Source organism: Ruegeria hyattellae (genome assembly GCF_041537925.1).
GTDB lineage: Bacteria > Pseudomonadota > Alphaproteobacteria > Rhodobacterales > Rhodobacteraceae > Ruegeria_C.
In genome coordinates this window covers 382,964-407,456 of record NZ_JBGOSH010000005.1, presented here as the reverse complement: position 1 = coordinate 407,456, position 24,493 = coordinate 382,964, and the positions used below count along the sequence as shown (strand labels likewise).

23 protein-coding genes and 1 pseudogene are annotated in these 24,493 nt (G+C 56.7%); 13 read left to right on the top strand and 11 right to left on the bottom strand.

Going from position 1 to position 24,493, the window contains the following annotated elements:
* Nucleotides 1-6: 6 nt before the first annotated feature.
* From AB1E33_RS15310 to AB1E33_RS15300, 3 genes are all read right to left on the bottom strand, one after another.
* Complete coding sequence (locus AB1E33_RS15310; RefSeq protein WP_372578130.1) at nt 7-522, bottom strand: putative pterin-binding protein; 516 nt, start codon at nt 520-522, stop codon at nt 7-9.
* Nucleotides 523-620: 98 nt separating this feature from the next.
* Nucleotides 621-1,508, bottom strand: coding sequence for a UTP--glucose-1-phosphate uridylyltransferase (locus AB1E33_RS15305; RefSeq protein ID WP_372578129.1), 888 nt, complete (start codon nt 1,506-1,508; stop codon nt 621-623).
* A gap of 32 nt (nt 1,509-1,540) precedes the next feature.
* Complete coding sequence (locus AB1E33_RS15300; protein WP_372578182.1) at nt 1,541-2,881, bottom strand: sugar transferase; 1,341 nt, start codon at nt 2,879-2,881, stop codon at nt 1,541-1,543.
* Between the two features lie 292 nt (nt 2,882-3,173).
* Between AB1E33_RS15300 and AB1E33_RS15295 the strand changes: the two genes are divergently transcribed.
* The 3 genes from AB1E33_RS15295 (at nt 3,174) to AB1E33_RS15285 (ending at nt 6,619) form a co-directional block, all read left to right on the top strand.
* Nucleotides 3,174-3,788: a response regulator transcription factor gene (locus tag AB1E33_RS15295; RefSeq protein WP_372578128.1), complete on the top strand. Its 615-nt coding sequence runs from the start codon at nt 3,174-3,176 to the stop codon at nt 3,786-3,788.
* A gap of 108 nt (nt 3,789-3,896) precedes the next feature.
* Nucleotides 3,897-5,339 (top strand): GumC family protein, encoded by a 1,443-nt coding sequence (locus tag AB1E33_RS15290; protein WP_372578127.1) that lies wholly within the window; start codon nt 3,897-3,899, stop codon nt 5,337-5,339.
* Complete coding sequence (locus AB1E33_RS15285; protein ID WP_372578126.1) at nt 5,339-6,619, top strand: O-antigen ligase family protein; 1,281 nt, start codon at nt 5,339-5,341, stop codon at nt 6,617-6,619. Before AB1E33_RS15290 ends, AB1E33_RS15285 begins: the two co-directional genes overlap by 1 nt.
* Before the next feature lie 148 nt (nt 6,620-6,767).
* On the opposite strand, the gene AB1E33_RS15280 is transcribed toward AB1E33_RS15285, so the two are convergent.
* The gene (locus AB1E33_RS15280) at nt 6,768-7,709 is read right to left on the bottom strand and encodes an AraC family transcriptional regulator (protein ID WP_372578125.1); all 942 of its coding nucleotides are present in this window, start codon (nt 7,707-7,709) and stop codon (nt 6,768-6,770) included.
* Nucleotides 7,710-7,844: 135 nt separating this feature from the next.
* On the opposite strand from AB1E33_RS15280, the gene AB1E33_RS15275 reads away from it, so the two are divergent.
* Nucleotides 7,845-8,372: a DUF4142 domain-containing protein gene (locus tag AB1E33_RS15275; RefSeq protein WP_372578124.1), complete on the top strand. Its 528-nt coding sequence runs from the start codon at nt 7,845-7,847 to the stop codon at nt 8,370-8,372.
* Nucleotides 8,369-8,710 (top strand): cupredoxin domain-containing protein, encoded by a 342-nt coding sequence (locus AB1E33_RS15270; RefSeq protein ID WP_372578123.1) that lies wholly within the window; start codon nt 8,369-8,371, stop codon nt 8,708-8,710. The genes AB1E33_RS15275 and AB1E33_RS15270 overlap by 4 nt, the downstream gene beginning before the upstream one ends.
* A 259-nt stretch (nt 8,711-8,969) precedes the next feature.
* Here AB1E33_RS15270 and AB1E33_RS15265 read toward each other — a convergent pair.
* Together AB1E33_RS15265 and AB1E33_RS15260 are read right to left on the bottom strand one after the other, a co-directional pair.
* A pseudogene (locus tag AB1E33_RS15265) lies at nt 8,970-9,308 on the bottom strand (transposase); the annotation flags it as partial.
* Nucleotides 9,309-9,356: 48 nt separating this feature from the next.
* A complete protein-coding gene (locus tag AB1E33_RS15260) occupies nt 9,357-9,875 on the bottom strand; it encodes an Lrp/AsnC family transcriptional regulator (RefSeq protein WP_372578122.1) in 519 nt (172 codons plus the stop codon).
* Nucleotides 9,876-10,040: 165 nt separating this feature from the next.
* Between AB1E33_RS15260 and AB1E33_RS15255 the strand changes: the two genes are divergently transcribed.
* The 8 genes from AB1E33_RS15255 to AB1E33_RS15220 all read left to right on the top strand — a co-directional run bounded on the left by AB1E33_RS15255 (nt 10,041) and on the right by AB1E33_RS15220 (nt 17,764).
* Nucleotides 10,041-11,453, top strand: coding sequence for an aromatic ring-hydroxylating oxygenase subunit alpha (locus AB1E33_RS15255; protein ID WP_372578121.1), 1,413 nt, complete (start codon nt 10,041-10,043; stop codon nt 11,451-11,453).
* Nucleotides 11,446-11,883, top strand: a complete 438-nt coding sequence (gloA, locus tag AB1E33_RS15250) for a lactoylglutathione lyase (protein WP_372578120.1) — start codon at nt 11,446-11,448, stop codon at nt 11,881-11,883. The genes AB1E33_RS15255 and gloA overlap by 8 nt, the downstream gene beginning before the upstream one ends.
* A 3-nt stretch (nt 11,884-11,886) precedes the next feature.
* Complete coding sequence (locus tag AB1E33_RS15245) at nt 11,887-12,285, top strand: EutQ-related cupin domain-containing protein (protein ID WP_372578119.1); 399 nt, start codon at nt 11,887-11,889, stop codon at nt 12,283-12,285.
* A 154-nt stretch (nt 12,286-12,439) separates the two neighbouring features.
* Nucleotides 12,440-13,879 carry a glutamine synthetase family protein gene (locus tag AB1E33_RS15240; RefSeq protein ID WP_372578118.1) on the top strand — a complete coding sequence of 480 codons (1,440 nt, stop codon included), beginning with the start codon at nt 12,440-12,442 and terminating at the stop codon, nt 13,877-13,879.
* 13 nt (nt 13,880-13,892) lie between these two features.
* The gene (locus tag AB1E33_RS15235; protein WP_372578117.1) at nt 13,893-14,738 is read left to right on the top strand and encodes an ABC transporter permease; all 846 of its coding nucleotides are present in this window, start codon (nt 13,893-13,895) and stop codon (nt 14,736-14,738) included.
* A gap of 68 nt (nt 14,739-14,806) precedes the next feature.
* Nucleotides 14,807-15,862: an ABC transporter substrate-binding protein gene (locus tag AB1E33_RS15230; protein WP_372578181.1), complete on the top strand. Its 1,056-nt coding sequence runs from the start codon at nt 14,807-14,809 to the stop codon at nt 15,860-15,862.
* 36 nt (nt 15,863-15,898) lie between these two features.
* Nucleotides 15,899-16,699, top strand: coding sequence for an ABC transporter ATP-binding protein (locus AB1E33_RS15225; RefSeq protein WP_372578116.1), 801 nt, complete (start codon nt 15,899-15,901; stop codon nt 16,697-16,699).
* Nucleotides 16,700-16,750: 51 nt separating this feature from the next.
* The gene (locus AB1E33_RS15220; RefSeq protein ID WP_372578115.1) at nt 16,751-17,764 is read left to right on the top strand and encodes an alpha/beta fold hydrolase; all 1,014 of its coding nucleotides are present in this window, start codon (nt 16,751-16,753) and stop codon (nt 17,762-17,764) included.
* A gap of 657 nt (nt 17,765-18,421) precedes the next feature.
* On the opposite strand, the gene AB1E33_RS15215 is transcribed toward AB1E33_RS15220, so the two are convergent.
* The 5 genes from AB1E33_RS15215 to AB1E33_RS15195 form a co-directional block, all read right to left on the bottom strand.
* Nucleotides 18,422-20,278, bottom strand: a complete 1,857-nt coding sequence (locus tag AB1E33_RS15215; RefSeq protein WP_372578114.1) for a CHASE2 domain-containing protein — start codon at nt 20,276-20,278, stop codon at nt 18,422-18,424.
* A complete protein-coding gene (locus tag AB1E33_RS15210; protein WP_372578113.1) occupies nt 20,272-20,886 on the bottom strand; it encodes a FecR domain-containing protein in 615 nt (204 codons plus the stop codon). Before AB1E33_RS15210 ends, AB1E33_RS15215 begins: the two co-directional genes overlap by 7 nt.
* Before the next feature lie 674 nt (nt 20,887-21,560).
* A complete protein-coding gene (speB, locus tag AB1E33_RS15205; RefSeq protein ID WP_372578112.1) occupies nt 21,561-22,526 on the bottom strand; it encodes an agmatinase in 966 nt (321 codons plus the stop codon).
* 21 nt (nt 22,527-22,547) lie between these two features.
* Nucleotides 22,548-23,828, bottom strand: coding sequence for a TRAP transporter large permease (locus AB1E33_RS15200; protein WP_372578111.1), 1,281 nt, complete (start codon nt 23,826-23,828; stop codon nt 22,548-22,550).
* Nucleotides 23,825-24,430: a TRAP transporter small permease gene (locus tag AB1E33_RS15195; protein ID WP_372578110.1), complete on the bottom strand. Its 606-nt coding sequence runs from the start codon at nt 24,428-24,430 to the stop codon at nt 23,825-23,827. Before AB1E33_RS15195 ends, AB1E33_RS15200 begins: the two co-directional genes overlap by 4 nt.
* Nucleotides 24,431-24,493 lie beyond the last annotated feature (63 nt).

Sequence of the window (24,493 nt, the reverse complement as noted above, 5' to 3'; positions counted from 1 at the left end):
TGGGTGCTATCGCACGAACTCAATTCTGTCGAGTTGCCAGATGCTGCGAGAATAAATGACTTCGGTCCGATAGTCGGCACTTTGGTCATAGGGGTAGATGATCCAGAGTGGACCTTTGTCGCGCACTGACATCCCTTCTCCGTTAGAACGATAGGCTATGATGGGCCCATTTTCGACGGCATCTGAGACGGGAATTTCGACTGTGTAGTCGTTGATGGCAGACGCAAGCAATTTCCCGCTCTCCGCGCCAACCAAATCTACGAGAGTCTTGAGCGAGACCCCCTCGAACGTATTCACGCCCTCGGTCCAGATCGTGCTTGTCTCAATGCTGACCGTGCCCAGTGCCGCAAATGTATCGGCATCAAGCACCAAGGCATCGCCGTCATTTGTCGTTTCGATCTCGCCGGAGATTGTGAGGATCGGCACGCCGGTGGGAGCAGGAATGTCCTTGGCGCTCACGGGTACGGTGAGAACAAGTGCAAGCGCAAGGCTAAGGGTGGTTTTGGCAATGTGTGTCAGCATTATCGGCTCCAAGTCTATTGCGGGTCTTATTCCACATGGCTTGACGCTCTGCATCTGGGCATCAGGATATCGACCTATCCGAAAGGATAGGTTTGCTGTTACGCAGCAATTGTGGGATACGACAAGTCGCGCGACAGAAAGACCCCGAGTTCATCGGCAAGGTCTGGACGAGACAATGCTACGGCCGCGGTCGCCTGAACAAAGCCCTGTATCGACCCACAATCATAGCGGTCCCCGACAAAGCGATAGCCGCTCACCTCGATCTGATCGACATCGGCGTTTATCGCATCCGTGAGCTGCATCTCACCTCCTGCGCCCGGTCCGAGATTCTCAAGGCGATCAAAGATATTAGGCTGTAGGATATAGCGTCCGATCACGGCCTGCGTCGAAGGGGCGACCTCTGGGCGTGGTTTTTCCACCATGCCGCGCGCCTTCGCGATCCGTCCGTTTTCCGACACCACGTCAAGAACGCCGTATGCACTGGTGGCTTTCAAAGGCACGTCCATCGTCGCGACCATGTGGCCACCAACCTCGGCATGGGCATTGACCATTTGCGACAAAGCTCCGGGTGTCCCCTGGATCAGGTCATCCGGTAGAAGAACCGCAAACGGCTCATCCCCGATGTGCCTCCGCGCCTGACGCACCGCGTGCCCCAAACCTTTGGGCTGGGCCTGACGCAAGATCGTCAGGGCCCCTTCGGGCATGCGCGTCGGGACCAGCGCATCAAGAGCGGAGGATTTCCCAGCAGCCTTCAAGCGCAATTCAAGAGCAGCCGCAGTGTCAAAATAATCCTCGAGCGCGCCCTTGCCTGCGGCTGAGACCAAAATGAACTCTTCGATCCCGGCTTCGCGCGCTTCATCGATGGCATATTGGATCAGAGGGCGATCCACGATCGGCAGCATTTCTTTCGGCACTGATTTTGTCGCCGGAAGAAAACGGGTTCCCATGCCAGCGACTGGAAATACGGCTTTGCGGATATGTGTCATGTCAGGTGTCCTTGAATGAGGTAACGAGGGGCTCAGTGCGCGCCGCGTCCCGAGACGACAGCGCGGAATGTGAGGGCGATGATCAACAGATCAAGCAGAACTGTGCGGGAGCGGGTATAGTCGAGGTCCATATCGACCATCTTGTCAAAGCCGATATCGGCGCGACCCGAGACCTGCCAAATTCCTGTGATGCCGGGTTTGACGGCCAGACGCCCATACGCGCGGGTCGGATAGGCGGCGACTTCGGAGGGCAGCGCGGGACGTGGCCCAACGATGGACATCTTTCCTCGCAGGACGTTCCAAACCTGTGGCAGCTCATCAATCGACGTACGGCGGATGAAGCGACCAATTTTGGTGATACGTGGATCGCTTTTGGATTTGAAACAAATGCCGTCGCGGTCAGAAGTCTGAACAAGGTCGGCACGCAAGTCCTCGGCGTCCTGGACCATGGATCGGAACTTAATCATTTCGAACGGAACACCGTCTTTGCCGATCCGTGTCTGACGGAAGAATACCGGCCCTTTGCTTTCCATGCGGATCGCGATGGATGTTGCAGCAAAGACGGGTGCAAGAAGGATCATCGCGCTTGTTGCAATCGCAATGTCAAGAGCGCGCCGTATCGCAGATGCTGGAGTAACATGGCGCAAGGCCTTCTTGGCGGCGCGTGCCATGAAGGTTGCGTTTCCGACAAGATACCGGTTTGCCATGCGTTTGGGTTCCATTGCCAAACGCCAGACCCATTCGCAGCGCGCTTTGCGGACCATTGCAGGTGCACGGCGCACGTTCCCCGCAAGGAAATCGAACAACGCGCCGACGCCAAAAGTAACCGATGCATCAAGGTGCGCGGCATTGCGGTGCAGCCATAACTCTTGCAAAGGCACACCTAGCGCCACAAGTACGATGTCCGCACCACTGGCGTTGATATCGGCAATCGCGTCTTCATCATTCTGCGCACCGCTGTACCCATCACGCGTTCCGGCAATGCGCAGGCCCGGCGTTTGGGCGGCGAGCTTCATCGCGGCCAAATCTGCAGTGCCTGGCTTGCCCCCAAACAGGAAGACCGATTTCCCTAACTTGGCCGCTTTGACCAAAAGTGCCGGGATCAAATCCGTCCCATTTAGGTTCGCAGTCAGGGGCTGACCATCCATCTTGGCAACCAGCGACACGCCAACCCCATCGGGCAGCAGGACATCTGCGGTTCGCACCGCCAGTCCATACGCATGGTCCCGCTGCATGACATTGCAGCAATGTGCGTTCATGAAGTGGACGCGACGGCGACCCGGGGCAAGAAGCGCGTCGATTGCGTCTTCGCGCGTCGCATCGACAAGGCTAAGATCAAGCGTCTTGAGAAATGCGGTCTTCAACCTAACCACAGGGTGTGAAGTGCGAAAATCAATGGCAGCGTGTTGCATGGTCATGTGTCCTGAGTTCGTGTTCGATTGACCATTAAATCAACGAAGTCAGGCAGTTGTATCAACTGAGCAACCGGACAGTATAGTTGGTTAGCCGGTTAGCTGACTAATACTGTCGGGCGTTTGGAGGCACCCAAGGCGCATGCTGACCTATCCTTTTGGTGCAATGCGCCACCCCATTTTCCCCGTGCATCTTGCCTTTCCACCGCCATAGTTGATGGCTAATGTGACGGCTCAACTCGAGGACAACACCATGCGCGTTCTGATTGCTGACGATCATGATCTTCTCCGGGACACTCTTGTTCTGTTCCTGGATAACGAAGGAAGCATGGAAACGACCGCGGTTGCGTCGTTCGATGACGCACGTGTTTGTATAGAAAACGAGGACCCCTTCGATCTGGTTCTTCTCGACTACAATATGCCGGGCATGAATGGCCTCGACGGTTTGAAGCAGGCGATCACGATGAAAGACGGCCAGCGCGTGGCGTTGATCTCAGGCGAAGCAACCAAGAAGATTGCTGAGGAGGCATTGGAAGCCGGTGCAGCTGGCTTCGTGCCAAAATCGTTGCCTGCAAAGTCTTTTGTGAACGCTGTGAAGTTCATGGCTATGGGCGAACAATATGCGCCGCTCGACTTCATGACGGCTGAAGAAGAGACGGTCTCAAACCCACTTGCTGAGAAACTCACTGAGCGTGAACTGCAAGTGCTGGAAGGCCTGACGCAAGGGATGTCAAACAAGGAAATCGCGCGGCACCTCGATATTCAGGAGCCGACGGTGAAGCTTCACATGAAGACCTTGTACCGCAAAGTCGGAGCCGCCAACCGGACCCAGGCTGCCTTGATTGCGCGAGAGGCTGGTCTGTTCTGATGTATCCATTCGGATAGTCCACGCATCCCCATGAAACTCGGCGTGTCCGTCCGCGCGCGTGAACGGTCTTCAGTGCTAGTTTAGAAGTATCGGCAAAGGAGAATGCCGATGACCGATCAAGCTTCATGGACATACGCACCAACGCAGCCCGCAGCGCCTAAGCGCAGCCGTTTGCGTCGTATGCTGGTGGGCGGCGCGCTCAGCGACCTGGGTCGCTTGCCGCGTTATGTGGCGTTTGCACTTCTCGGCGGGACCCTGATCTGGGCCCCGATCACCGGCTATCTGAAAACTGCACCAGAGCGGTACAAGTCAGTGGCCTCGCTGATCCTGCCTGGGTCGGGGGCCTCAGCCTCGCTCAACCTCAATGGCATTGGCCAAGCCTCATCGTACGCAAATTCCGCCTTTGCCAGCAACGCGGTTAGCCCCACAGAAACCTACAAACGCTTGCTGGGTGCAGACCGCATCCTCGCAGCAGCCGCAGCGTCACTTGAAATCCCAAGATCCGCACTGGGTCGCCCGCGTGTAAATCTCGTGGATCAAACCAGCCTCATCCACATCGAAATGGTCGGCAACAGCCCGGTTGATGCACAAGCACGCGCAGACGCAATCTTGTTCGCCTTCTATGCAGAACTTGACGCCCTGCGCACAGATGAGGTCGACACACGCGAAGACAGCGGGCTCCAGGCCATCGCAGACTACCGCGACTCTGTGGCGGCCACACGGTCCGAGATCACCGCATTGCAGGCCGAAACAGGTTTGCTGTCCATGAAACAATACGAAGACCTCGTGGACCGGCACATGACGCTTGAGGCGCGCCTTAAGGACGTAATGGCTGTCCTCAGCGACAAGACTGCAGAAGTGCAACAATTGCAGATGCAGCTCAACATCACCGCACAAAGAGCCGCCGTCACGCTCAAGCTTTTTGCGGACGGGGCGTATTTGACGATGCTCGACACGGTCGCCGAATTCGAGGCTGACTTTGCCGAAACCAGCGCCCTCTACGGCTCGCGCCACCCCAAAGTGCAAGAGGCCCGCAGGACCCGAGACGAGGCCCTGACCGCTGCACAGCGATTGGCTACTGGTATCACAGGACTGAGTGACGAAGACATTGCAGCGCTCGATCTCGCGCCCAACGGGGTCAGGGCGGACCTTCTGTCGCAACTCGTCGAGAAAGACGCGGAACGGGCCGGCTTGGCACAGGAACTTGCCTCCCTTGAAGGTCAATTTGCGGACGCAGAAGACGATATCGACCGCAAGCGCGTTGCAGCCGCTACGTTGCAAGACCTTGAAAGGGATTTCGCGGTCGCGGAAGCCGTGTTTGCCTCGGCCATCGCCCGTACGCAGTCCAGCAAGTCCGACTTCTATGCCTCCTACCCACTGGTGCAGATGCTTGAGAACCCGTCGCTACCTGAAAAGCCCTCATCCCCGAACAAAAAGCTGGCCATCGCCGCCGGTGGTGCCGCGACATTCATGATGCTCATTGGTTTGCTGATCGGGTGGACACGTCAGGCCATCATCGGACGCTTGCTTTCCTCGAAGACGTCGGCCTGATGACACCGCAGAACCCGATAGAAACGATTGTGTTGCGGACTCTTACGCTGACCTGGCCGTTCTACGCCTTCGGTGCGCTTTATGTCGTGGGCCCAGTCCTTGCGTGGCTGCTGGGTGCGGTGGCGCTCGTCGTGCTTTACCTCGGGCCGGCGGTACGCGACGACATGCGCGCGACTGGTTCCATTCCATTGATCGTTTGGATTTGGATCGCAGGCATGGTGATGATGCTCGTCGCATTGTGGGTCGGGCATCTTGATTGGGGACTCGGTCTGAAGAAGACGATCAAATCCTCCATCGGCTGGGCCAAAGGCTGGGCGCTTTTGGCCTTGTTCCCCTTGATAGGTGCGGTCCTGCCCATCCGCCGCGAAGTCCTAGTACGTGGGCAATGTATCATCGGGCTGTGGACGCTTATTCTGGCACCGATCCTGTTGATCGCCCCCCATATCGGCCTGCCAGAACGCATCTTCACGTCACCGCTGAAAACCGTCGGAGGTCCGGGGCCGGAATACTTCTCGGTCTATTTCTTCACATGGGATCCAGCCACCTGGACACCACGCTGGCAGTTCTACGCCCCGTGGTCGCCATTTGCGGCGTTGCTCGGTGTCATCATGCTCTTGTTCGCTTTGGAAGATCGATGCGTAAAATGGCGCAGCATCGGTGTTGCCGCAGGGCTCTTGATGATCTTGGCCTCCAAATCCCGCATGGGGTTGGTCGGCGTCGTGGCCTGCACAATAGGCCCCCGCATGATGCCACTCATTCTGCGCGGTTGGGCGTGGCAAGCCGTCTCGGGCCTCGTAGCATCCCTCGCCGTGTTCGGAACCGCTGCACTCGCCACCGCCTCGGATTTCGTCGCGGCCTTCAAGGGGGCCCGCGCCGACAGCACACGGGTCCGCGCAACCCTGCAACGCATCGCATCGGAACGCTGGCAAAACGATGCTTTCTGGTTTGGCCATGGCACCGTGCACCCTGGATCTCATGCCGTCGAGTACATGCCTATCGGCAGTCACCACACATGGTTCGGTCTGCTTTTTGTGAAAGGGCTGGTCGGCTTGGTGAGCCTGCTCATCCCATTTGTCTGGCAAACCGCTCTGACAATGATAGACGCCGCACGTTCAAAGCGCGGTGCGCTGCCCATGGGTATCATGATGACGTTTACACTCCTTTCTTTCGGCGAAAACATCGAGATCGAAGCATATCTTTTGTGGCCCGCCCTCATGATGCTCGGTATTCACGCGCGGGAAATGGATGGGGTTCCCCGCAACGCCCTTGCGACGGGATAGTCAAGATAGGCATGAATTGACTTGGTGATCTCATTTCGGTTGATGAACATTGAGTGGTTTCGATGAACTAGAAATTCCGGTCAGACCGCGCACAAACTATGCGCGATAATTCGCCTTTATTTGCAGTTCGTTCGGGATTTGGGACGTTTCAAACAATCGCGAGCTTTTTGAAACCTGCCGGCGTCATCCCGGTCTCTTTCTTGAACACTCGGGCGAACGCGGAATCCGATGCATAGCCCGCCTGTTCTGCAACCTCTGTGAGCGTACAGGCCGGGTTTGCGAGATGCTTCTTGGCAACCTCCATGCGCCAGCGTGTCACATATTGCATCGGCGTCAGGCCCATCTTTTTCTGAAAAAGGACCGCGAAACCAGTTCGGGACATTCCGGCTGCCTGTGCAAGCATCTCGACGGTCCAGACTTCATCCGGCGCCTTGTGGAAGGCATCGAGCGCTGTGCGGAGATGCCGATCGGAAAATCCGCACAGCCCCCATTTCGAGGCTTCGTCGCTTTCCATGAAAGCGCGAATGGCTTGGGCAAGTATGGCCTCTGACATCTTCAATGCGATAAGATCCCCGCCCATCTTGCTTCCGCCGGCCTCGTCGCCAATGACGCGCAGGGTGGCCTCCATCCATCTTCCCGCAGCCTCTCCATAGTTCATCAGATGGATATAGGATGGCAGTCGTTCCAATAGCATATGTTGCGCATATGGATCGAACGAGAAATGCCCGCAGATCAGCTGGGTGTCCCGTTCATCATCGTCACCGCCATAGACCAGCACGCCAGTTCCGGTGAATCCAGACCGCTCGACAACTGTGTCTAAGGGTAAGATCGCATGTTTGGTTTCAGGCGAACAGTAGAGCCTATGCGACGCCCCGTGCGGGATGATGATCAGATCGCCCTGCGCTAGCGCAACCACTTTGTCGCTGCCGTCAACTTCGATCAGACAACCGCCGCGATGGGCAAAATGAAATCGCGCAACATTCTCGAATGCCGGAACCGCGATCCCCCACGGAGATGTCAGGGATGTTCGAAAATAAAGCGTGCCGCGAACGGCCAGCTTGCTGAGGATGTCGCTGAGAAGATCAAGCATGTGACCGGAGTATACACAATTTAGCTTTTGTACAAAGACCTGAACGATCTGCACAGAATTAAGAATGATCTGGCATGTTTTATCTATTTACCAGGGGCTAGCGTTGACTGACAGAAAACTGATTGGAGCTAGATTATGAAACTTTTCATGTCCGCCATCGCCGTTGCCACGGCGATGATTGCCACTCAGGCATCCGCGCAGGACGTCGCAGATTTGAACGATGTTGAGATGGCGCATGTCGCTTATACAGCCGACAACATCGACATCCGCTATGCCCATCTGGCGCTCGCACTTTCGTCCAACCCAGATGTCCATGAATTCGCAAACACCATGATCCGAGACCATACGGCGGTCAACGAAGCTGCGTTGGGCTTGCTGGACAAGTTGGGCGCAACGGCTCAGGACAACTTTTTCAGCCAGGCTCTCAATGAGAATGCGGAGAAGATCATTGATGACCTGTCGAAGCTGCGCGGGGCTGAGTTTGACGAAGCCTATGCCGCTAACGAGTTAGCGTATCACCAAACGGTCAACGAACTGGTCGAAAACACACTGATCCCGAATATCGACAATGACGAGGTGCGCGCGCTGTTCCAACAGGGGCTGGAAATTTTCAGGGTGCATGAGGGGCATGCCGAGATGATGGTATCGGCGCTCAACGGATGACCGAGTTGATTTCCCGGCGCAAGATCATGATTGGAGCGGTCACATCGCTGACCGCTCTCGCTTGTAGAGCCGATGGTGCGCGGAAACCGAAAACACATGTGGTCAAGATCAGGAGCTTCACATTTGAGCCCGCGCATCTTCAAGTCCAATCCGGTGACAGCGTCAGATGGATCAACGAAGATCTCGCGCCTCATACCGCGACGGCAGAAGAATTCGGCTGGGACACAGGAGAACTTGCCAATGGTGCCAGTGCCGAAGTTGAGGTTAGTGATGGCATGGAGACCACTTATTTTTGCGCTTTCCATCCGCACATGAAAGGGTCCTTTGAGATTATTTGACCGGACTGGCCGCCGCGATCTGAGCATATCTAAGGGTGTTGTTATGTTAACCGTCATTAGGGTGCTCGTGCATGGATTTAGACAAAGGTGGCATTGATGAATTCACCTTCCGCCAGCTACAAGCGCCACCGCTTTCCGCTCGAGTTCATCACGGACGCGGTGTGGCTGTACCGACGTTTCAATTTAGCTGCACAGTCCGCGCACCTGGTGGATTGGGTCATCGATGGATTATTCTGGCTCCGAAGCCCAGATTTTGCACCTTGAGGCGACCGAAAATGATTTCGATCCGATTGCGTCGCCTATAGCGACGCTTGTCGTATTGGACGGGCTTGTCGCGCGACTTCCTTCAAGGGATGCAAGGCGTAATTCCCCTTTCCATTAGGGCCTCACGGAACCAGTCTGCATCATAGCATCGATCGCCCAGCAACCAACCGGCCGATGGAAGGCCGTTTGCTAGGGCTCTGGCTCCAGCGTAATGACTGATCTGACCGGCGGTTATGAGGAGCGGGATCGGGTGGCCGCGGGTGACACTGACGGTACGCAGTTTCGTATTCATGCCGCCCTTCGTTCGACCAATCAGACTGCTAAGCTCGCCCTTTATTAACTGTTCAGGGCGGCTTTGATGGAAAGAACATCCCGTGATCACTCATCCCTTTACATCGCGTTTTAGCAAGAATTGGTTCTTGTAGTTCTTCAAGCCAAACATGACGTCTGCATTGGCGATGTCGTTGCTGGCATGGATTTCGTGCTCCAGAAACCCTTTCAAAGCGTCGTCATCATCGCTGACCAGTTCAACAATCAAGTCGTAGCGGCCCGCAACCCATAAGATAAAAACAACCCGCGGATCCACTTCCAGTCGCTCGGCCACTTGGCGTGGAGTGATGCCAGCGGCCACGTTCAGGCCGATCATCGCATCGGTGGAATATTCTGTGGCCACCGGATCGGACATCGCCACGATCCGCAGCATGTTATTCTCGCGCAGCCCGCTTACCCGGTTGCGGATAGTACCTTCAGAAACATCCAGCCTCTGCGCAATCTCCGAGAAAGCCATCCGCCCATCCTGTTGCAGCAATCGGATGATCTGCTGGTTCAGGTCATCTCCCGGAGAACGTATGCTTTGGCTGGCACGTTTTGCACGCATGGAGGTTTGTTGCTTTCCTGTCATTTTTCTTTTGCTCGATTACTGTATCCGCAGCCGAGATTAGGCGGGTCTGCCGGAATTCGCAAATCTCGCCTTGAGGATTTCGCGAAATTCGCTGCGCAATCCGACAGATTTTCATATAGCCCCAAAATGACTCGGCGTTGCGCCGCCTAACCGCCACTGAATCCGGTGGAGAATCTTGAAGAGATTGCGATTTTCACCACAAAAGCGTCAATAATATGTGTTTTTCGCACCTTCACGCCGTTTTTGGACCAGATTTTTCCTGATTCATGCCAGAAAATCCCTCCTTGTAGCGAATATCGCAGATTTTTATTGCCAAGACTTACGATTTTCGCAATCATTATTCCCAGAACCGTCCAACCCGTACAGAATCTGCAAACAGGTCGGCACGGACGGGGACGGGTTTCATGCGCAAACCTGAAGAAAGGTGGACCGCATTTGGCAGTGTCGGAGGGAGGACAAATGACTATTGCCGAGGAGAGATCACGGATCAGCGGCGGTCCACAGCACGGCCTGACGGCGGATGCCTACCGTAGTGAGGAGATCTGGCAGCAGGAATGCCAGACGATCCTGGCCAAAAACTGGGTTTTTATCGGATTTGCCCATCAGATCGCCGAGCCCGGCGATGCAAATCCAGTCACCTGCGCAGGCTTGCCGTTGCTGACGGTGCGAGGTCGGGACGGCACTATCCAGGTGTTCCACAACGTCTGCCTGCACCGCTGCATGACCTTGGTCGACAAGCCCAAGAATGTGGGCAAACTGATCCGCTGCCCCTATCACGCTTGGGCCTACGATCTGGATGGCCGCCTGCGCGCGGCACCCCATTTCGCGGGTACCGGCAAGCAGGAATTCGAAGGCTTCGATCTCAGGCAACATCGTCTGAGGCAGGTACGCACCCATGTCTGGCACGACTGGATCTTCGTCAATCTTGATGGCGAAGCGGCCGCGTTCGAAGACTACGCTGCCCCGTTGATCAGTCGCCTCGAAGGGATGGATTTTACCAAGATCGAACCAATTGGCCTGCTCGATTTCGGTGAGATCAACACCAACTGGAAGCTGATTATGGAAAATTTCATAGAGCCATATCATGTTCAGTTCGTACATGCCTCGACCACCGATCAGCCGCTTGAAGACCACTACACGATCATCGACGGAAATTGCATCGGCAGCGCGGTCGATCTTAAGGAGGAAATAGGTACCTCTGGCAGTCTTGGCGTCAGCTCCCGCTACTTGACGCTCTATCCCAACTTCATACTGGGCCGCTATTTTCCCGACCAGCTGGGGGTCTATCTGAACGTCCCAATCGGCCCCGGTCGAATGCGGCAGTACCGCGCGCTTTACACTACCGAAGGCCAGCACTTGAGCGCCGAGGAAATTCAGGGACTGAGAAACCTTTGGTGGGATGTCCACAAGGAAGATCACGAAATGGTCGAGCGCATGTTTGAAGGCCGCAGATCACCCGTTGCTTGGGATGGCGGCCTGCTGTCGCCCGCATGGGAAGACAGCGTCCGCGCCTTCCAGGATCTGATCGAACGCGATCTGGCGAGCGACTCGAATGGAAAGGAAAAGGTCGATGGATGATCGCATCTCCACGGGATTCCGCCTGGCTCATACGATGATGCGGGTCATCAACATGGAGAAATCGCTGGAATTCTACTGCGGGATTCTGGGCATGCAGGTGCTGCGCCGCACGGATTATCCCGAAGGCAAATTCACCAATACGTTCATTGGCTATGGGCCCGAGGCGGACTCTCCCACGCTGGAGCTTACCTCAAACTGGGACCGGAACGCGCCTTATGACAAGGGCGACGGCTGGGGCCACATCTGCATCGAGACCCCCGATGTCTATGCGGCGTGCGAACAGCTGGCAGCGGCGGGCGTGAACATCACCCGCCCGCCGGGACCGATGAAAAACGGCACGCGCGTCATCGCCTTTTGCGAGGACCCGGACGGCTACAAGGTCGAACTGAACGAATCCATTCTGAAACATCTGGCCAAGGAAGGGTCCTGACCCATGGGTGACACACCGCAACTTTTTAAATTCGACATGGTCGAGGATCGCTACAACGCGATGGGAGAAAGCGACACCTACATCAAGCCGATGGTAACCAGCCAATTCAGCAAGTCCATGTGTGGCGGTATCAATGTGCTCAACAATATCAAGGTGCCGTGGGACCTGACTTGCGATGAGATCATCTATTGCCTTGAGGGGACCTTTCGACTGATTTGCGACGGTGTCTCCTATGTGTGCAACCGGGGCGACGTTCTGTTCGTTCCCAAGGACAACCACATCTCCTACGAGGCGGACGGGAAGTGTGTGATCTTCTACGCCGCCTATCCGCATAACTGGAAACAACTGGCCGGGATCACCGAGGTCCCGGGGATCGACGCCGAGGACTTTGTCCCCGGCTGAACCATGCCACCCCTGGTCATCGGGCGTTGTCCTAAGCACTGCGAATGATGGATCGCCCGCGCTTTTGGCCAGGCACCTGCAAAATAACCAACTGAACGCTGGCCGGTCGCGGGCAGCGGGCGACTTCTGATTGCTATTCAAAGGGAGAAACACCATGCTGAAAGTCAATCCCGAAACCAGGATTTACTACGACAGCTTTCATGACGCGGTGGAGCGCAATCGCCCCCGCATTTCAGAAGTGCGCGAGCGTTTGGAGAACGCCGGCGTCAAATACGTGATGGCCGCCTGGATCGACCTGCACGGCATCCCCAAGACCAAGCCTGTCCCGATAAGCGATTTCGAACCGCTCTGCCTAGGCAAGGGCCCGCAGTTTGCCGTGCACTCGATTTCATTTGTCCCAGAACTCAGTCCTGCAGATAGCGATCAGGTTGTGGTGCCGGATCTGGACGCCGTCTATATATGCCCCTGGGACACCTCGATAGCGGTGATCTTCTCGGACCTATACTGGGAAGACGCGCCCTACAATCTCTGCCCTCGTCAGGCCCTGAAGCGTGCCATGCTTGAGGCCGCCCAGGAGGGATATACCGGCTATGCCGGTGTCGAACCGGAGTTCATCGTCATGAGATATGATGAGGCTGGCCAGCCGGTAAAAGCCTTTGACGATGATCCGGTTCACGGTGTCCGCCCGCGCCGTCAGGCATTTGGCTATGACGTGGAGTATTCAGTCGACTCGATGCCGTTCCTGAAGGACATGATCGACATCATCGAGGGTCTGGGCTGGAACCTGCACGACGTGGTGGCTGAAGGCGCATATTCGCAGTTCGAGTTGGATTTCCACTATACTAACATGCTGGAAATGTCTGATCGGCTGGCCTTTCTGCGCATAACACTCAAGGAAGTTGCCAAGAAGCACGGATGTTTCGTGACCTTCATGCCCAAACCCACCGTGGGCGACTGGCGCTCGGGCGCGCATATCAACATGTCGATGCAGCACGAAACCCGCCCGGATGAGAACATCTTCGAGACCCCGGATGGTGAGTGGAGCGACGAAAGCCGCTGGGCGGTTGGCGGGCTGATGCAGCATGCCGAGGCGATCACCGCGATCACATGTCCCACGGTGAACTCCTATAACGGCCTGGTGCCGCGAGTGGGTGGTTTTGAGGGCGGCACTGTCACCTGGGCGCCGACCAATATCACTTACGGCTACAACAACCGCTCGGCCCAGTTCCGCCTGCCGCAAAGCCGACACTGCATCGAAAACCGCGCCTGTGACATGACCATGAATGTCTACCTGGCGATGGCAATGCATCTCAGCTGCGCAGTGATGGGCATCAAGAACAAGATCGACCCGGGCAAAGCGACCGATTTCGATCTCTACGCCAAATCCGAGGCCGAACTGGCCGAGCTTGGCATTCGTCGCCTGCCGCGCACCTTATGGAACGCGATCGAAGCGTTGCGTCACGACAAGATGGCCGAACACGTCCTGGGCCCGGTGATGCGCAACTCGTTCCTGGAATACAAGAACGACGAATGGGAGCGGTATCACCAGTCGGTCACCGATTGGGAGGTGCAGGAATACCTTCGGCTTTATTAAGGCAGATTGGACGATGACCCAGGCCCTTCGGAACTTTGCAGATCCACGGCGCAGGGCCGCGCGCCCGAAACAGCGGATATTCGAATTCAAATCGGACATCCCCCTTTCCTGGCGCATCACGCTTGGCGTGGCGGTCTGGGTCATCTTTTTCAGCATCTGGCAACTGGCGGCTTGGTCTGGCGTGATGCCCGCGATCCTGCTGCCTGGGCCGGGCAAGGTCCTCACGGCGCTTTACACGCTCTTTGTCGATAACGGTTTTCTGGGCGATGTGCTGATCAGCGTCTTTCGGGTCATGCTCAGTTTTGCGCTGGCCTGTGCTGTGGCGGTGCCGCTCGGCATCCTGATGGGTGCGTTCAAGGTAGTTGAAGCGTTTTTCTCCCCATTCGTTTCTGCCTGGCGCTACCTGCCCGCCCCGTCCTTCATTCCCCTATTGCTCATGTGGTTCGGGGCGGGCAATACGCAAAAACTGGCATTGCTGTTCATTGGGGTGATCTGGTTTCTGATCACCCTTATCGCCGACCATACAAAGGCGGTGTCCAAAGATCTGATCAACACATCCGTCACCTTGGGCGGATCGCGCTGGCAAGTATTGCGCAGCGTGGTGGTTCCGGCAGCGCTGCCCAATATCGTCATCGCCATGCGCCAGATGCTGGCAGTCAGCTGGACCTATCTGGTGATTGCTGAAATCACTGCGGCCGATGCTGGAATTGGCGCCATGATGATGCGTGCCAAACGCTTCCTGCATGTGGACCAGATCATGGCAGGCATCCTGGTAATCGGTGTGCTGGGGCTGATCTTCGATTACCTGCTTCGGGCCCTGCACCGCCGGGCTTTCCAGTATCTCGACGAATATTCCTGAGGAGCCGGAACACACCGATCGAAACAGACAGACACATTCACCCACATCGCAAGAGAGGTATCGTGACAATGACCATGACATTGCTGAAGACAGTCAGCCGCTGTGTTACAGCCATAGCGCTGGCAGGCACTCCAGGGCTGGTATCGGCCGCTGAAAGCGTCAGGATCGCGGGCTTCACCTGGCCTGGCTACGGTTTCTGGCATATCGCCATTGAAAAGGGTCTCGCTCCAGATCTGGACATCGCTTACCAGACCATTGAAGACCCGTATGAAAGCTTCAATCTGGTTGCCGCCGGGCAGCTAGACGTTGTTTCCTCCACCGCCGAATTCACCCCCGTCGGGGTCGAACGTGGAATGCCGGTCAAGCTGGTCGCTTTTGGCAACCTCTCTTATGGCACCGACAAGATCGTCGCCGGTCCCGGGATTGAGAGTGCCGCCGATTTGGCAGGCAAAGAAGTTGCAGTCTTGGAGGGTGGTCTTGCCCAGATCTATGTCGCCATGTGGCTGGAGCAGAACGGTCAACCCTATGACTCTGTCACCTACCGAAACATCATTGCCGATGATGCCTTTGCCGCGATGATCGGTGGCGGGGTGGCGGCCTCGGAATTCTGGGAGCCCTATGGCACCAACACCCTCAAGGCCTTGGAAGGCGCCAGCGTTCTGGCCCAATCCAAGGAGCCGTTCTGGCTGAAAAGCGGCGTCATTGCCGATGGCCACTACATGAGTGACGCGCTGATCAGCGACCGCCGCGACGTCGCCCTGCTGACCATGAAAGCGATGTATGACTCCATCGGCTGGTGGAAACAAAACCCCGCCGAGGGCAACCAGATCATCGCTGACGGTATGAACATGAGCATCGCGGATGTCGAATTGGTGATTGGCAAAGACGGCACGGGGCTGGACGGTGGGCTTTATGTCTACGACTTCATGGAAGCTGCGCAATTCTGCGGCTCGGCGCCCGGCAACCCGCCCTTTGATCAGGTGAACGGCCAGATGACCGAACATTGGAACTTGGTCAGCGATTGGTGGGTCAAATTCAACCTGATCGAAAAGGCCGCAGCGCCGGAAACCGGCATCGATTGCAGCCTGCACAAAGAGCTTTACGACGGCGGTTATCGCGGCTGACCAAAATCGGGTCCGATCAGCAAAGAGGGTTGCATCATGCCGTCCAACACCATGCTAACCGTCCAGAATGTCTGCAAATCCTTCCCCACCAGAGGTGGTGGGATCGAGGCCTTGCGCGATGTGTCCTTCTCGGTGGCTCGGAACGAGCTTTGCGTGTTGCTAGGGCCTTCGGGTTGCGGCAAGTCTACGCTGCTCAACATAGTGGCAGGATTGCAAGCGCCCACCAGCGGCACTCTCAGCCTGGAGGGTCGGCCCATCCGCGGTCCCGCGCGCGAACGCGGCATGGTGTTTCAAAGCTATACCTCCTTCCCCTGGCTGACCGTGTTGCAAAACGTCGAATACGGGATGAAACTGAACAATGTCCCCAAGGCGCAGCGCCGCGAGCGCGCGCTGCACTACATCGACCTCGTGCATCTCACGAAATTCCGCGATGCCTACCCCAAGACCCTTTCCGGCGGCATGAAACAGCGCGTAGCCATTGCCCGCACCCTGGCCAATGCCCCGGAAATTTTGTTGATGGACGAACCTTATGGCGCACTGGATGCCGAGACACGCTGGCACATGCAGGAGATGCTGCTGGAGATCCTGCGCACCACACAAACCACGATCCTGCTGGTCACCCATGACATTCAGGAGGCAATCTTTCTCGCCGACCGAATTATCTTTCTATCGGCCCATCCCGGGCGTCTGAAAACCATCCTCGAGCTCGATTTCAAGAAAGGCAAAGAGATTCGCAGCAAAGAGGAACTGGTCGAACTGAGCGGCTACCCAGACTGCGAACGCGAAATCATGCAACTGATGCGCGGCGAAGCCAAGTTCGAAGCGGCTGACACCTGACGTGACGGGCGTCACAAGCCCCAGGGCACAATATTTCGGAGGACCAACAGAATGCCGGATTACGAAATTTTGGAACTCGGTGATTTCCCGCTGGTGTCCGGTCACGTGCTGAAAGACGCGCGGCTCGCCTATCAGACCTACGGCAAGCTGGCGCCGGCGCACGACAATGTCGTTGTGCTGCCCACATTCTATACCGGCACCAATTCCCGCAACGAGGGCTTCTTCGGCCCCGGTCGCGCCATTGATCCGGCGCGCCATTACATCATCAGCCCCAATCTTTTTGGCAATGGCCGTTCTTCTTCGCCTTCGAACACACCACCCCCCCAGGACGGCCCCCGCTTCCCTCTGGTGCAGATGTGGGACAACATCGCTGCCCAGCACCAACTGATCAGGAGACATCTGGGAATCAGGCACATCGCCCTGGTGGCCGGCTGGTCGATGGCTGGATGCCAGTCCTATCAATGGGCCGCGCAATATCCCGACATGGTGCAGGCGATCCTGCCCTTTTGCGCTTCTGCCAGAACTTCGCCGCATAACTTCGTTTTCCTCGAAGGGGTCAAGGCTGCCCTCTGCGCGGATCATACTTGGAACGGGGGCGACTACGCTGCCACGCCAGAGGGTGGGCTCAAGGCCTTTGGCCGTGTCTATGCCGGCTGGGCGTTTTCCCAGACATTCTACCGTGAGAGGCTGTACCGGAAGTTGGGGTTCAACACCGTCGAGGACCTGCTGAAGGACTGGGAACAGGACCATGTGCAGGGTTGGGACGCCAACGATCTACTGGCAAAACTCGCAACCTGGCAGGCTGGAGACATCTCGGCCGGGCCGCTCTATCATGGAGATTTCCAGGCAGCTCTGAGCGCCATCAAGGCCCGCGCCATCCTGATGCCCTGCACCCAAGATCTCTATTTCCCGCCCGAAGACAACAGGATCGAAGCCCAACACATGCCCAACGCGATCCTGCGTCCCTATGACTCCCCCTGGGGTCATTGCGCCGCCAATCCGGGCAACGACCCAGGCTTCACAGCCCAGCTAGACGCCAACATACGAGAAGTGTTGGGTGATTGAACCTGCCGAGACACAGCAGGGTAGTGCTTGGGTTTTGACCTTTTATTTCTCTTAAAATCGCGAGTGAAAGCTGCGCTGCAGCGTTAACCAACATGGCAGCAGCCGATAAGGGCCAATTTTGACAATGTATCTAGCGGTCCAGACTAGATGCCGGAGTTAGCCTCAAGTGAGTTCTCTTCTCAACTCGCATCCAACGTTCTTGATAGGGCCATAGTATTGTAGTTTTGGGCTGAGGCTGAGTGACCACTGCGGATGAGGTATGTTTGACGACATAGATCGGAGGCAGGCATGTCGGGGGTGTTGCCAAGTTATTTGAGCCTGAATGACCAAGTTGCATGGAACCGATTTGAAGCGAATTTGCGCCATGCCCCCTTAAGTCAAAGACACGTTCCTACGCCGCACGACCAAGAGATGTCATACGGTTGAGCGCTATTGATGCAACTTTCGCTTCAGCTACTCCCCACGAAGTTCCGCTTGCCGCCTTTTTTGCAGGATTTGGCAGAAGAGCAAGCTGATGGATTAGTGTGCCAGCCACTTACCCCGCCAACTTGATGTCAGTATATTCGAACACCAGTTTCTAATAATCTGTTCCTTGCTTGGTAGGGCATACTTCCATTCCATCGAACGGATCGCAGCATCAACTTTGGGAACGAACACCTAGAACTCGACAGTGGCCGGGGGCGGGCCTGTCCAGATTTCAATCGGCTCGAGTCGACCGCGAAGCGTGTGTTGACCGGCGGGGCGCAAACCCAATTTCTCAGCTCGATCGCGCGTTTCTGGATTTGACTGCAGTACCGTGCTCGACAGAGCAATGGCTGCGCCTTGAGATTTGGCAAAATCCTGCAGGCGACTGGCCGTATTTACCACGTCACCGCTGACGGCGAGCTGTTTGTGACGCTTGCCACCGATGACGCTGGTCTGGACCGGGCCAGCATGTCCACCAACCCGCAACCCGAGACCGGGCCAGTCTGAACTTGCGCCAACCGTCGCATACAGCGCATCTATGAAGCATAGCGCGCGAATTGTGTCGTCCGGACCCGGCTCTGGCAGGCCGAAGACGACCATGGCACCATCACCTGCAAAATGTGTGATGATCCCGCGCAGTGGTTCAACGGACTGTTCGACAAGTCCGTGAAAGAGCCGCAAAAAGTCGGCCGTGCCTTCGGGGCCGAGGCTTTCGGAATGTGTCGTGAAGTTTGCGACATCGACAAACAAGACAACTGCGGGCCGGGCTGAGGCTTCGAAGTGGGGGTCGGTCGCGTCTGCCAACCGCTCAACCAGCAGCGGCGACTGATAGAGTGCAAGATTCGCTGCGCGTCGACGATGTTGCATAAACCGCAGCCCGGCACCGGCACCAGCGCCGAGCAGTAGCGAAAAGACCGCCGTGACCCCGTCCAGCCACCAGCCCGCGACGAATGCGGCTTGCAACACAAGGGCAAGTGCACTGAATACCGTGGCAGTCGCAAGGACCCCCAACCAGGGCCGGTCCAGCCTTGCCGCGAAGAACCCGAGCGTGGATGCCGTTAGCGCCAATGCGATGTCCCATATCCACGTCAGTGCGTCGCGTCGCAGGAAACGCTGTTCGATCACGTTTGCAGCCAAGGTTGCATGCAACTCAACTCCGGGAAACGTGGCATCGTAGGAAGTTGCATGTCGGTCTCCGAACCCGGTTGCCGTAGCTCCAACAAATACGATCTTGCCCTGCAGGTTCGCATCGCCGAGTTCTGCGAAGGAATAGGTCGGAACCGTACCTCCCTGCCCATAAAAGTTCAGCGGAATCGCTCCCTGCATGTCCAATGCGATCAGTGTGTCCCCGACTGACAGGCGCCCGCTAGTTTGCGATAACCTCAGCCGCACGTCCAGATCATCATCCGACGCCTTTAGGGCCGAAATGGCGAGCGATGGATACCAGGTGTTTCCGCCTTCGGTTGCCAAGTACTGCGCCGCATTAAGTCGGCGCGCAGCGCCATCGGAATCATGGCGTAGGTTCACATGACCGATCGACGCAACGCCGCGCAGGGTCTCAGCCGGTCCCAGCGCCGGGAGCGGATTACCCACATCGGGAGCAATCACGACCGCAAAGTCGCCACTCTTGAGGTCTTGCAGAGATGTTTCAGCAGGAGCCTCGGCCACCCCGAGAACTGCGTTGATCCCTGCCAATGCCCCGGCAAGATCTTCGTCGCCCTCACGCGGATCAATCAGCAGAAAATCCAAAGCAATCGCTGCTGCACCAGCCTCGGTTGCAACAGACACCGCCTCTGCCAAAGCTGATCGAGACGGCGGAAAGGCCTCGAGCTGTGACATCGCGGCATCGTCAAACGCAATAATTGCGACACCGTCCGGGCGCGCCATAGGGCCGCGCCAATAGAACCTCGCGTCAATTAGTCGGCCTTCGACCCCCTGCCAAAATGCACTGCGGTCCCCGGGATGCCAGAGCGCTATCAACAGGCTCAACAGCAGTACGATCGCTCCGGTGATGCGCCGTTCTCGTCGAAACCCGTCGCGTGCTACCATTCCGCCCCGAGAAGTGCGTCGAATTCGTCAATGCGCGCCTGTCCCCAACTCGTGACCGAACCAATCTCGCCAGAGGAGGAGACATCAATGCCTTCCCCCGGGCCAAGTTGTGCATCGGCGTCATCTACTGCAACAAACACCGTGCCTTCGCGTGCGAAAACAGCGCTCGCACGGTTCTCGACTCGCATGGCCCATTCAGTGGAGCGTACCGCGGCGACGGCAGAAGGTGTTCTGACCTGGACGCCGTTCCCGTCTTCCGAGGAAAAAAGGAACCCGGCGATGCCGTCAATCAGGCGAAGTCCAAAGGGGCGCGCATCACCATCAAGCAGACCAAGTACGTCAATCTCACTCTCGGGTCCCACGACAACTTCAAGACCACCAGAGCACGCCATAGTAACCCGCGCCTCGGCTTCGGTGCGCAACTTCGCATTCAACCCTAAGCCCAAACCGATGACCGCGGATTGGGCACCTGCTCCTCGGGCAGAAACAACCGCCTGCCCTTCCACGCGAGCTACAACACAGGTTCCTTGTGTTTGAGCAACGACAGGGCAGGCCAAGCCGATCCAGAAATAGGTAAGAAGGGCAGCAAGCAATTTCTTATGAATCATTACGGCCTCGCGGCAAAAGGTACCCTCCAAGAGTGAAGAGTATGATACGAGAGGTCAACCAATGGCGGCCTTACGTTTCTGCTGCATCGGTGGGAAGCTGCACGTTTCGATCAACATCAATACCCATACCGGGCAAAAGATGACACGACTTGGGATGCGTCTGCGCTTGTACCGGGAATGGCGAGAAAGTTCGCTACAGATCCCTGAGAGACTCCTCTTCTACCCCGAATTCGCCCTGCTCCACTAATTTGAGCCTGAAAAACCTACATCCCTATCCACATAGACGCCCGCGGCCCGCCCATCCTCGGCAAATGCCGGAAGAAACGCTAGGATATCATTATCCATCGGCGTGGTCAGATCGAGCCTGGGATATCGAGAACTTTCACACAGGCATCCCGATCGGCAATCCGCTGAAGGACATAGATGCCGTCGATCATAGATCGGGTTGCTGGTCGTCTGCTCTCAAATCGCACTGAGCGATGCCGCCAGCCAACGAAGCTGGAAATCGTTGGGTAGGAAAGGCCGAGCTTCAGGGATGAGATAACCAAATCGGATAGCGATCCTGAATAACAATCAACGACCCCATAAGAACGAATTATTCCGGCACGCAACATGGGTTGGCTACGTGCCGGAACAACATGGCAACCACAAATGAGAATGCCATGGGAGGGAGCCTATTTTCGATTGTGGAAAATGAATCCGATGAAGTTCAGCAACAGTTGTGCTGCCAGAATCTGGGTGCTTTCTGACGGGTCATAAGCCGGAGCAACTTCGACCAGATCGATGCCAACGACGTCACCCCGTTTGGTCAACCCCTGCAAGATCTCCAGTACGTCGTAATACTGGAACCCACCATGACTAGGTGTTCCGGTACCCGGCGCGATCGACGGGCAGAAGGCGTCGATGTCGATTGTGACGTAATACCGGCTGCCTTCGGGGACGCGATCCAGAACAGCCTCGGTGCCCAGTTTACGCACCTGTCGAACCGACAGAATATCCGACCCACGGGCGCGCGCATCATCATACCCCTCCTTCGCCGTCGAAGACACATTGCGGATGCCCAGTTGGGTCATGCCGGAAACATAGTCTTTCTCGATCGCGCGACGCATAGGGTTGCCGTGGCCCACTGTGACACCATGACGTTCATCGACGAAATCCAGATGCGCATCGATTTGAATCACGTGGATCGGGCCGTTTTTTGCGCAATCCTCGGCATAGGCGTTGATGCAGGGAATGTTAACCGAATGATCCCCACCGATTGTGACCGGAATCGCACCAGCATCCAGGGCCTTTTTGACACCATATTCGATATTGGCGTGGCTTTCTTCGGTTTTGGTGTGGACGATATCGGCATCGCCCAGATCGACGATACGTACGTCGCTGCCCAGATAGGTGGCGTCATCCTCGTGATCATATGCGCCGGCATGACCAAAACTGAAAAGGGTTGACGCCTCGCGCACCGAGCGCGGCCCGAAACGCGCGCCCGAGCGGAACTGGCAACCGAAATCGAACGGAGCGCCAAGGATGGCCACTTCGGCATCGATTTCGTCCCAGTTCCCGACATAGGGTTTCTTGCCAAAGGTCGCTATGCCAACGAAAGGCAGATTCAGACGACCAGCTTCATATCCATGTCCCGACATGATTTCTCCGATTCTTGTGGATTAACGATAGGCCAGTTCCGGCAGGAACAGCGCGATTTGAGGAAAAGCTACCAGAAGGCCGGTCACAATCAAAAGGATGATCAGGAACGGGGGCACCCCGCGCACCACCTCGACAAAGGGCCGGCGGAAGACGGCAATCGCGGTAAACAGGTTGCAGCCGAAGGGTGGCGTGGCAGCACCGATGGCCACCTGAAGTGTGATCAGAACACCGACCAGAACCGGGTCCAGCCCGCTGGCCTTGATCATGGGCGCAAAGATCGGCACGAGGATCAGGATCACCACGATCGAGTCGACAAACATGCAGCCGACGAAGAACGCGATGTTGATAGCCAGCAGAACCATGAGCGGGCTTGCCTGCTCCAGCCCCAGCGCGGCGATGATGGTCTGCGGCACCTGCGCAAAACTCAGCGTCCAGCTAAAGGCAGCGCCCGCGGCAATCAGGATGAACACAACCGAGGTGATGGCTCCGGTGGACAGCGCGATATCGAACAGATCGCGTAACTTGATCGAGCGGAAGATCACAACTTCTAGCACAACAGCATAGAGCACACAGATGGCTGCCGCTTCGGTCGGTGAAAAGATACCGCCATAGATGCCGCCGACGATGATAGCCGGGAACCCCATGGGCCAAAGCGCCTTGCGCAGAGAGGACAAACGTTGCGCCCAGCCTTCGCGCGGCAAAACGGGGATATCATGGCGATAGGCGTAAACCATGCAATATGCCGAAAACAGCACCACGATCAGCAATCCCGGCAGGATACCCGCGATGAACAGCTGCGAGATCGATGTGCCCGACACTACGCCGTAGATGATCATGCCGATGGATGGCGGGATCAGATAGGCCAGGTCAGCGGCGTTCACGATCAGTCCGATGGTGAAACTGTCGCTATAACCCGATTTCAGCATGCGCGGTCGCATGGCGCCGCCGATGGCGACCACGGTGGCCTGGGTCGACCCGCAGACCGCACCAAACAGCGCGCAGGCCGACGTGACCGAGATTGCCAGCCCGCCCTTGATGTGGCCCATGAAGCTCATCACCAGATCGATCAGACGGTTCGCGGAATGGCCTCGGGTGATAATGTCCGCCGCAAGAATGAACATCGGCACCGCGATCAGCGCCGCAGGTTTCACACCACCGATCATCTGCTGGATCAGGATCTGCATGTTCATGTCGGGGAAATAAACGAGCAACCCCAGGACCGCCGCTGATATCAGCGGCATTTTCATTGGAAAGCCTGCAAGTAACAGGACGATCATTACGGCCAGCATCAATTCAGTCATTTGTCTGCCTCCGTCGAATCTTCATATTTCCTGATTGCAGCAGCCGTTTCCGGATCTTCATAGCTGTCGATTTCGAAGTAGGAGACATAGACGTCCTTCTCGGCGAAATTCAGATTTCGGATCGCTGTCAGCACGTATTGGATTGATGCCAGCGCCAACCCGATCGCCACCCAGACATAGGTCAAGTAAAGTGGCAGTTGCAGCGCCGGAGTGATCCGGCCGCGCGAAGCGACCTTCTGCACATATTCCAGCGCGTACCAGGCCAGTACCGCCATCACGACCGCCGTCGCGGCCGCGATCACGACCATCAGACCCTTGCGTATATTGATTGGCAGGGCGTCATAGATCGCCGACATGCGGATATGGATGCCCTTGCGGGTGGCATAGCCCAACCCCATGAAGGTGACGATCACGATCAAAAATTCATTCAGTTCTTCGGAAAAATAGATGGACTGGCTGAACACGTAGCGGCCAAAGACATTGGCGATTGTGTTCAAGGCCATCAGGATGATCCCCCAGCTCAGGATCCAGACTTCGATCCGTCCGATGACGGCGTCTATCTTTCCCAACAAGCCGAAACGAGTGGCAGTACCGCTTTGCATCGCGTCCTTCCCTTTTGAAGTTCCTCACGCACACAGCGCGTGAGGACGTTTTGAGTGAGTGGC

Bases quoted from the DNA above. Each gene is read 5' to 3' on its own strand.
- AB1E33_RS15310 (WP_372578130.1), bottom strand. From the start codon at position 522: ATGCTGACACACATTGCCAAAACCACCCTTAGCCTTGCGCTTGCACTT.
- AB1E33_RS15305 (WP_372578129.1), bottom strand. From the start codon at position 1,508: ATGACACATATCCGCAAAGCCGTATTTCCAGTCGCTGGCATGGGAACC.
- AB1E33_RS15295 (WP_372578128.1), top strand. From the start codon at position 3,174: ATGCGCGTTCTGATTGCTGACGATCATGATCTTCTCCGGGACACTCTT.
- AB1E33_RS15290 (WP_372578127.1), top strand. From the start codon at position 3,897: ATGACCGATCAAGCTTCATGGACATACGCACCAACGCAGCCCGCAGCG.
- AB1E33_RS15285 (WP_372578126.1), top strand. From the start codon at position 5,339: ATGACACCGCAGAACCCGATAGAAACGATTGTGTTGCGGACTCTTACG.
- AB1E33_RS15280 (WP_372578125.1), bottom strand. From the start codon at position 7,709: ATGCTTGATCTTCTCAGCGACATCCTCAGCAAGCTGGCCGTTCGCGGC.
- AB1E33_RS15275 (WP_372578124.1), top strand. From the start codon at position 7,845: ATGAAACTTTTCATGTCCGCCATCGCCGTTGCCACGGCGATGATTGCC.
- AB1E33_RS15270 (WP_372578123.1), top strand. From the start codon at position 8,369: ATGACCGAGTTGATTTCCCGGCGCAAGATCATGATTGGAGCGGTCACA.
- AB1E33_RS15260 (WP_372578122.1), bottom strand. From the start codon at position 9,875: ATGACAGGAAAGCAACAAACCTCCATGCGTGCAAAACGTGCCAGCCAA.
- gloA (WP_372578120.1), top strand. From the start codon at position 11,446: ATGGATGATCGCATCTCCACGGGATTCCGCCTGGCTCATACGATGATG.
- AB1E33_RS15245 (WP_372578119.1), top strand. From the start codon at position 11,887: ATGGGTGACACACCGCAACTTTTTAAATTCGACATGGTCGAGGATCGC.
- AB1E33_RS15240 (WP_372578118.1), top strand. From the start codon at position 12,440: ATGCTGAAAGTCAATCCCGAAACCAGGATTTACTACGACAGCTTTCAT.
- AB1E33_RS15235 (WP_372578117.1), top strand. From the start codon at position 13,893: ATGACCCAGGCCCTTCGGAACTTTGCAGATCCACGGCGCAGGGCCGCG.
- AB1E33_RS15230 (WP_372578181.1), top strand. From the start codon at position 14,807: ATGACCATGACATTGCTGAAGACAGTCAGCCGCTGTGTTACAGCCATA.
- AB1E33_RS15225 (WP_372578116.1), top strand. From the start codon at position 15,899: ATGCCGTCCAACACCATGCTAACCGTCCAGAATGTCTGCAAATCCTTC.
- AB1E33_RS15220 (WP_372578115.1), top strand. From the start codon at position 16,751: ATGCCGGATTACGAAATTTTGGAACTCGGTGATTTCCCGCTGGTGTCC.
- AB1E33_RS15215 (WP_372578114.1), bottom strand. From the start codon at position 20,278: ATGGTAGCACGCGACGGGTTTCGACGAGAACGGCGCATCACCGGAGCG.
- AB1E33_RS15210 (WP_372578113.1), bottom strand. From the start codon at position 20,886: ATGATTCATAAGAAATTGCTTGCTGCCCTTCTTACCTATTTCTGGATC.
- speB (WP_372578112.1), bottom strand. From the start codon at position 22,526: ATGTCGGGACATGGATATGAAGCTGGTCGTCTGAATCTGCCTTTCGTT.
- AB1E33_RS15200 (WP_372578111.1), bottom strand. From the start codon at position 23,828: ATGACTGAATTGATGCTGGCCGTAATGATCGTCCTGTTACTTGCAGGC.
- AB1E33_RS15195 (WP_372578110.1), bottom strand. From the start codon at position 24,430: ATGCAAAGCGGTACTGCCACTCGTTTCGGCTTGTTGGGAAAGATAGAC.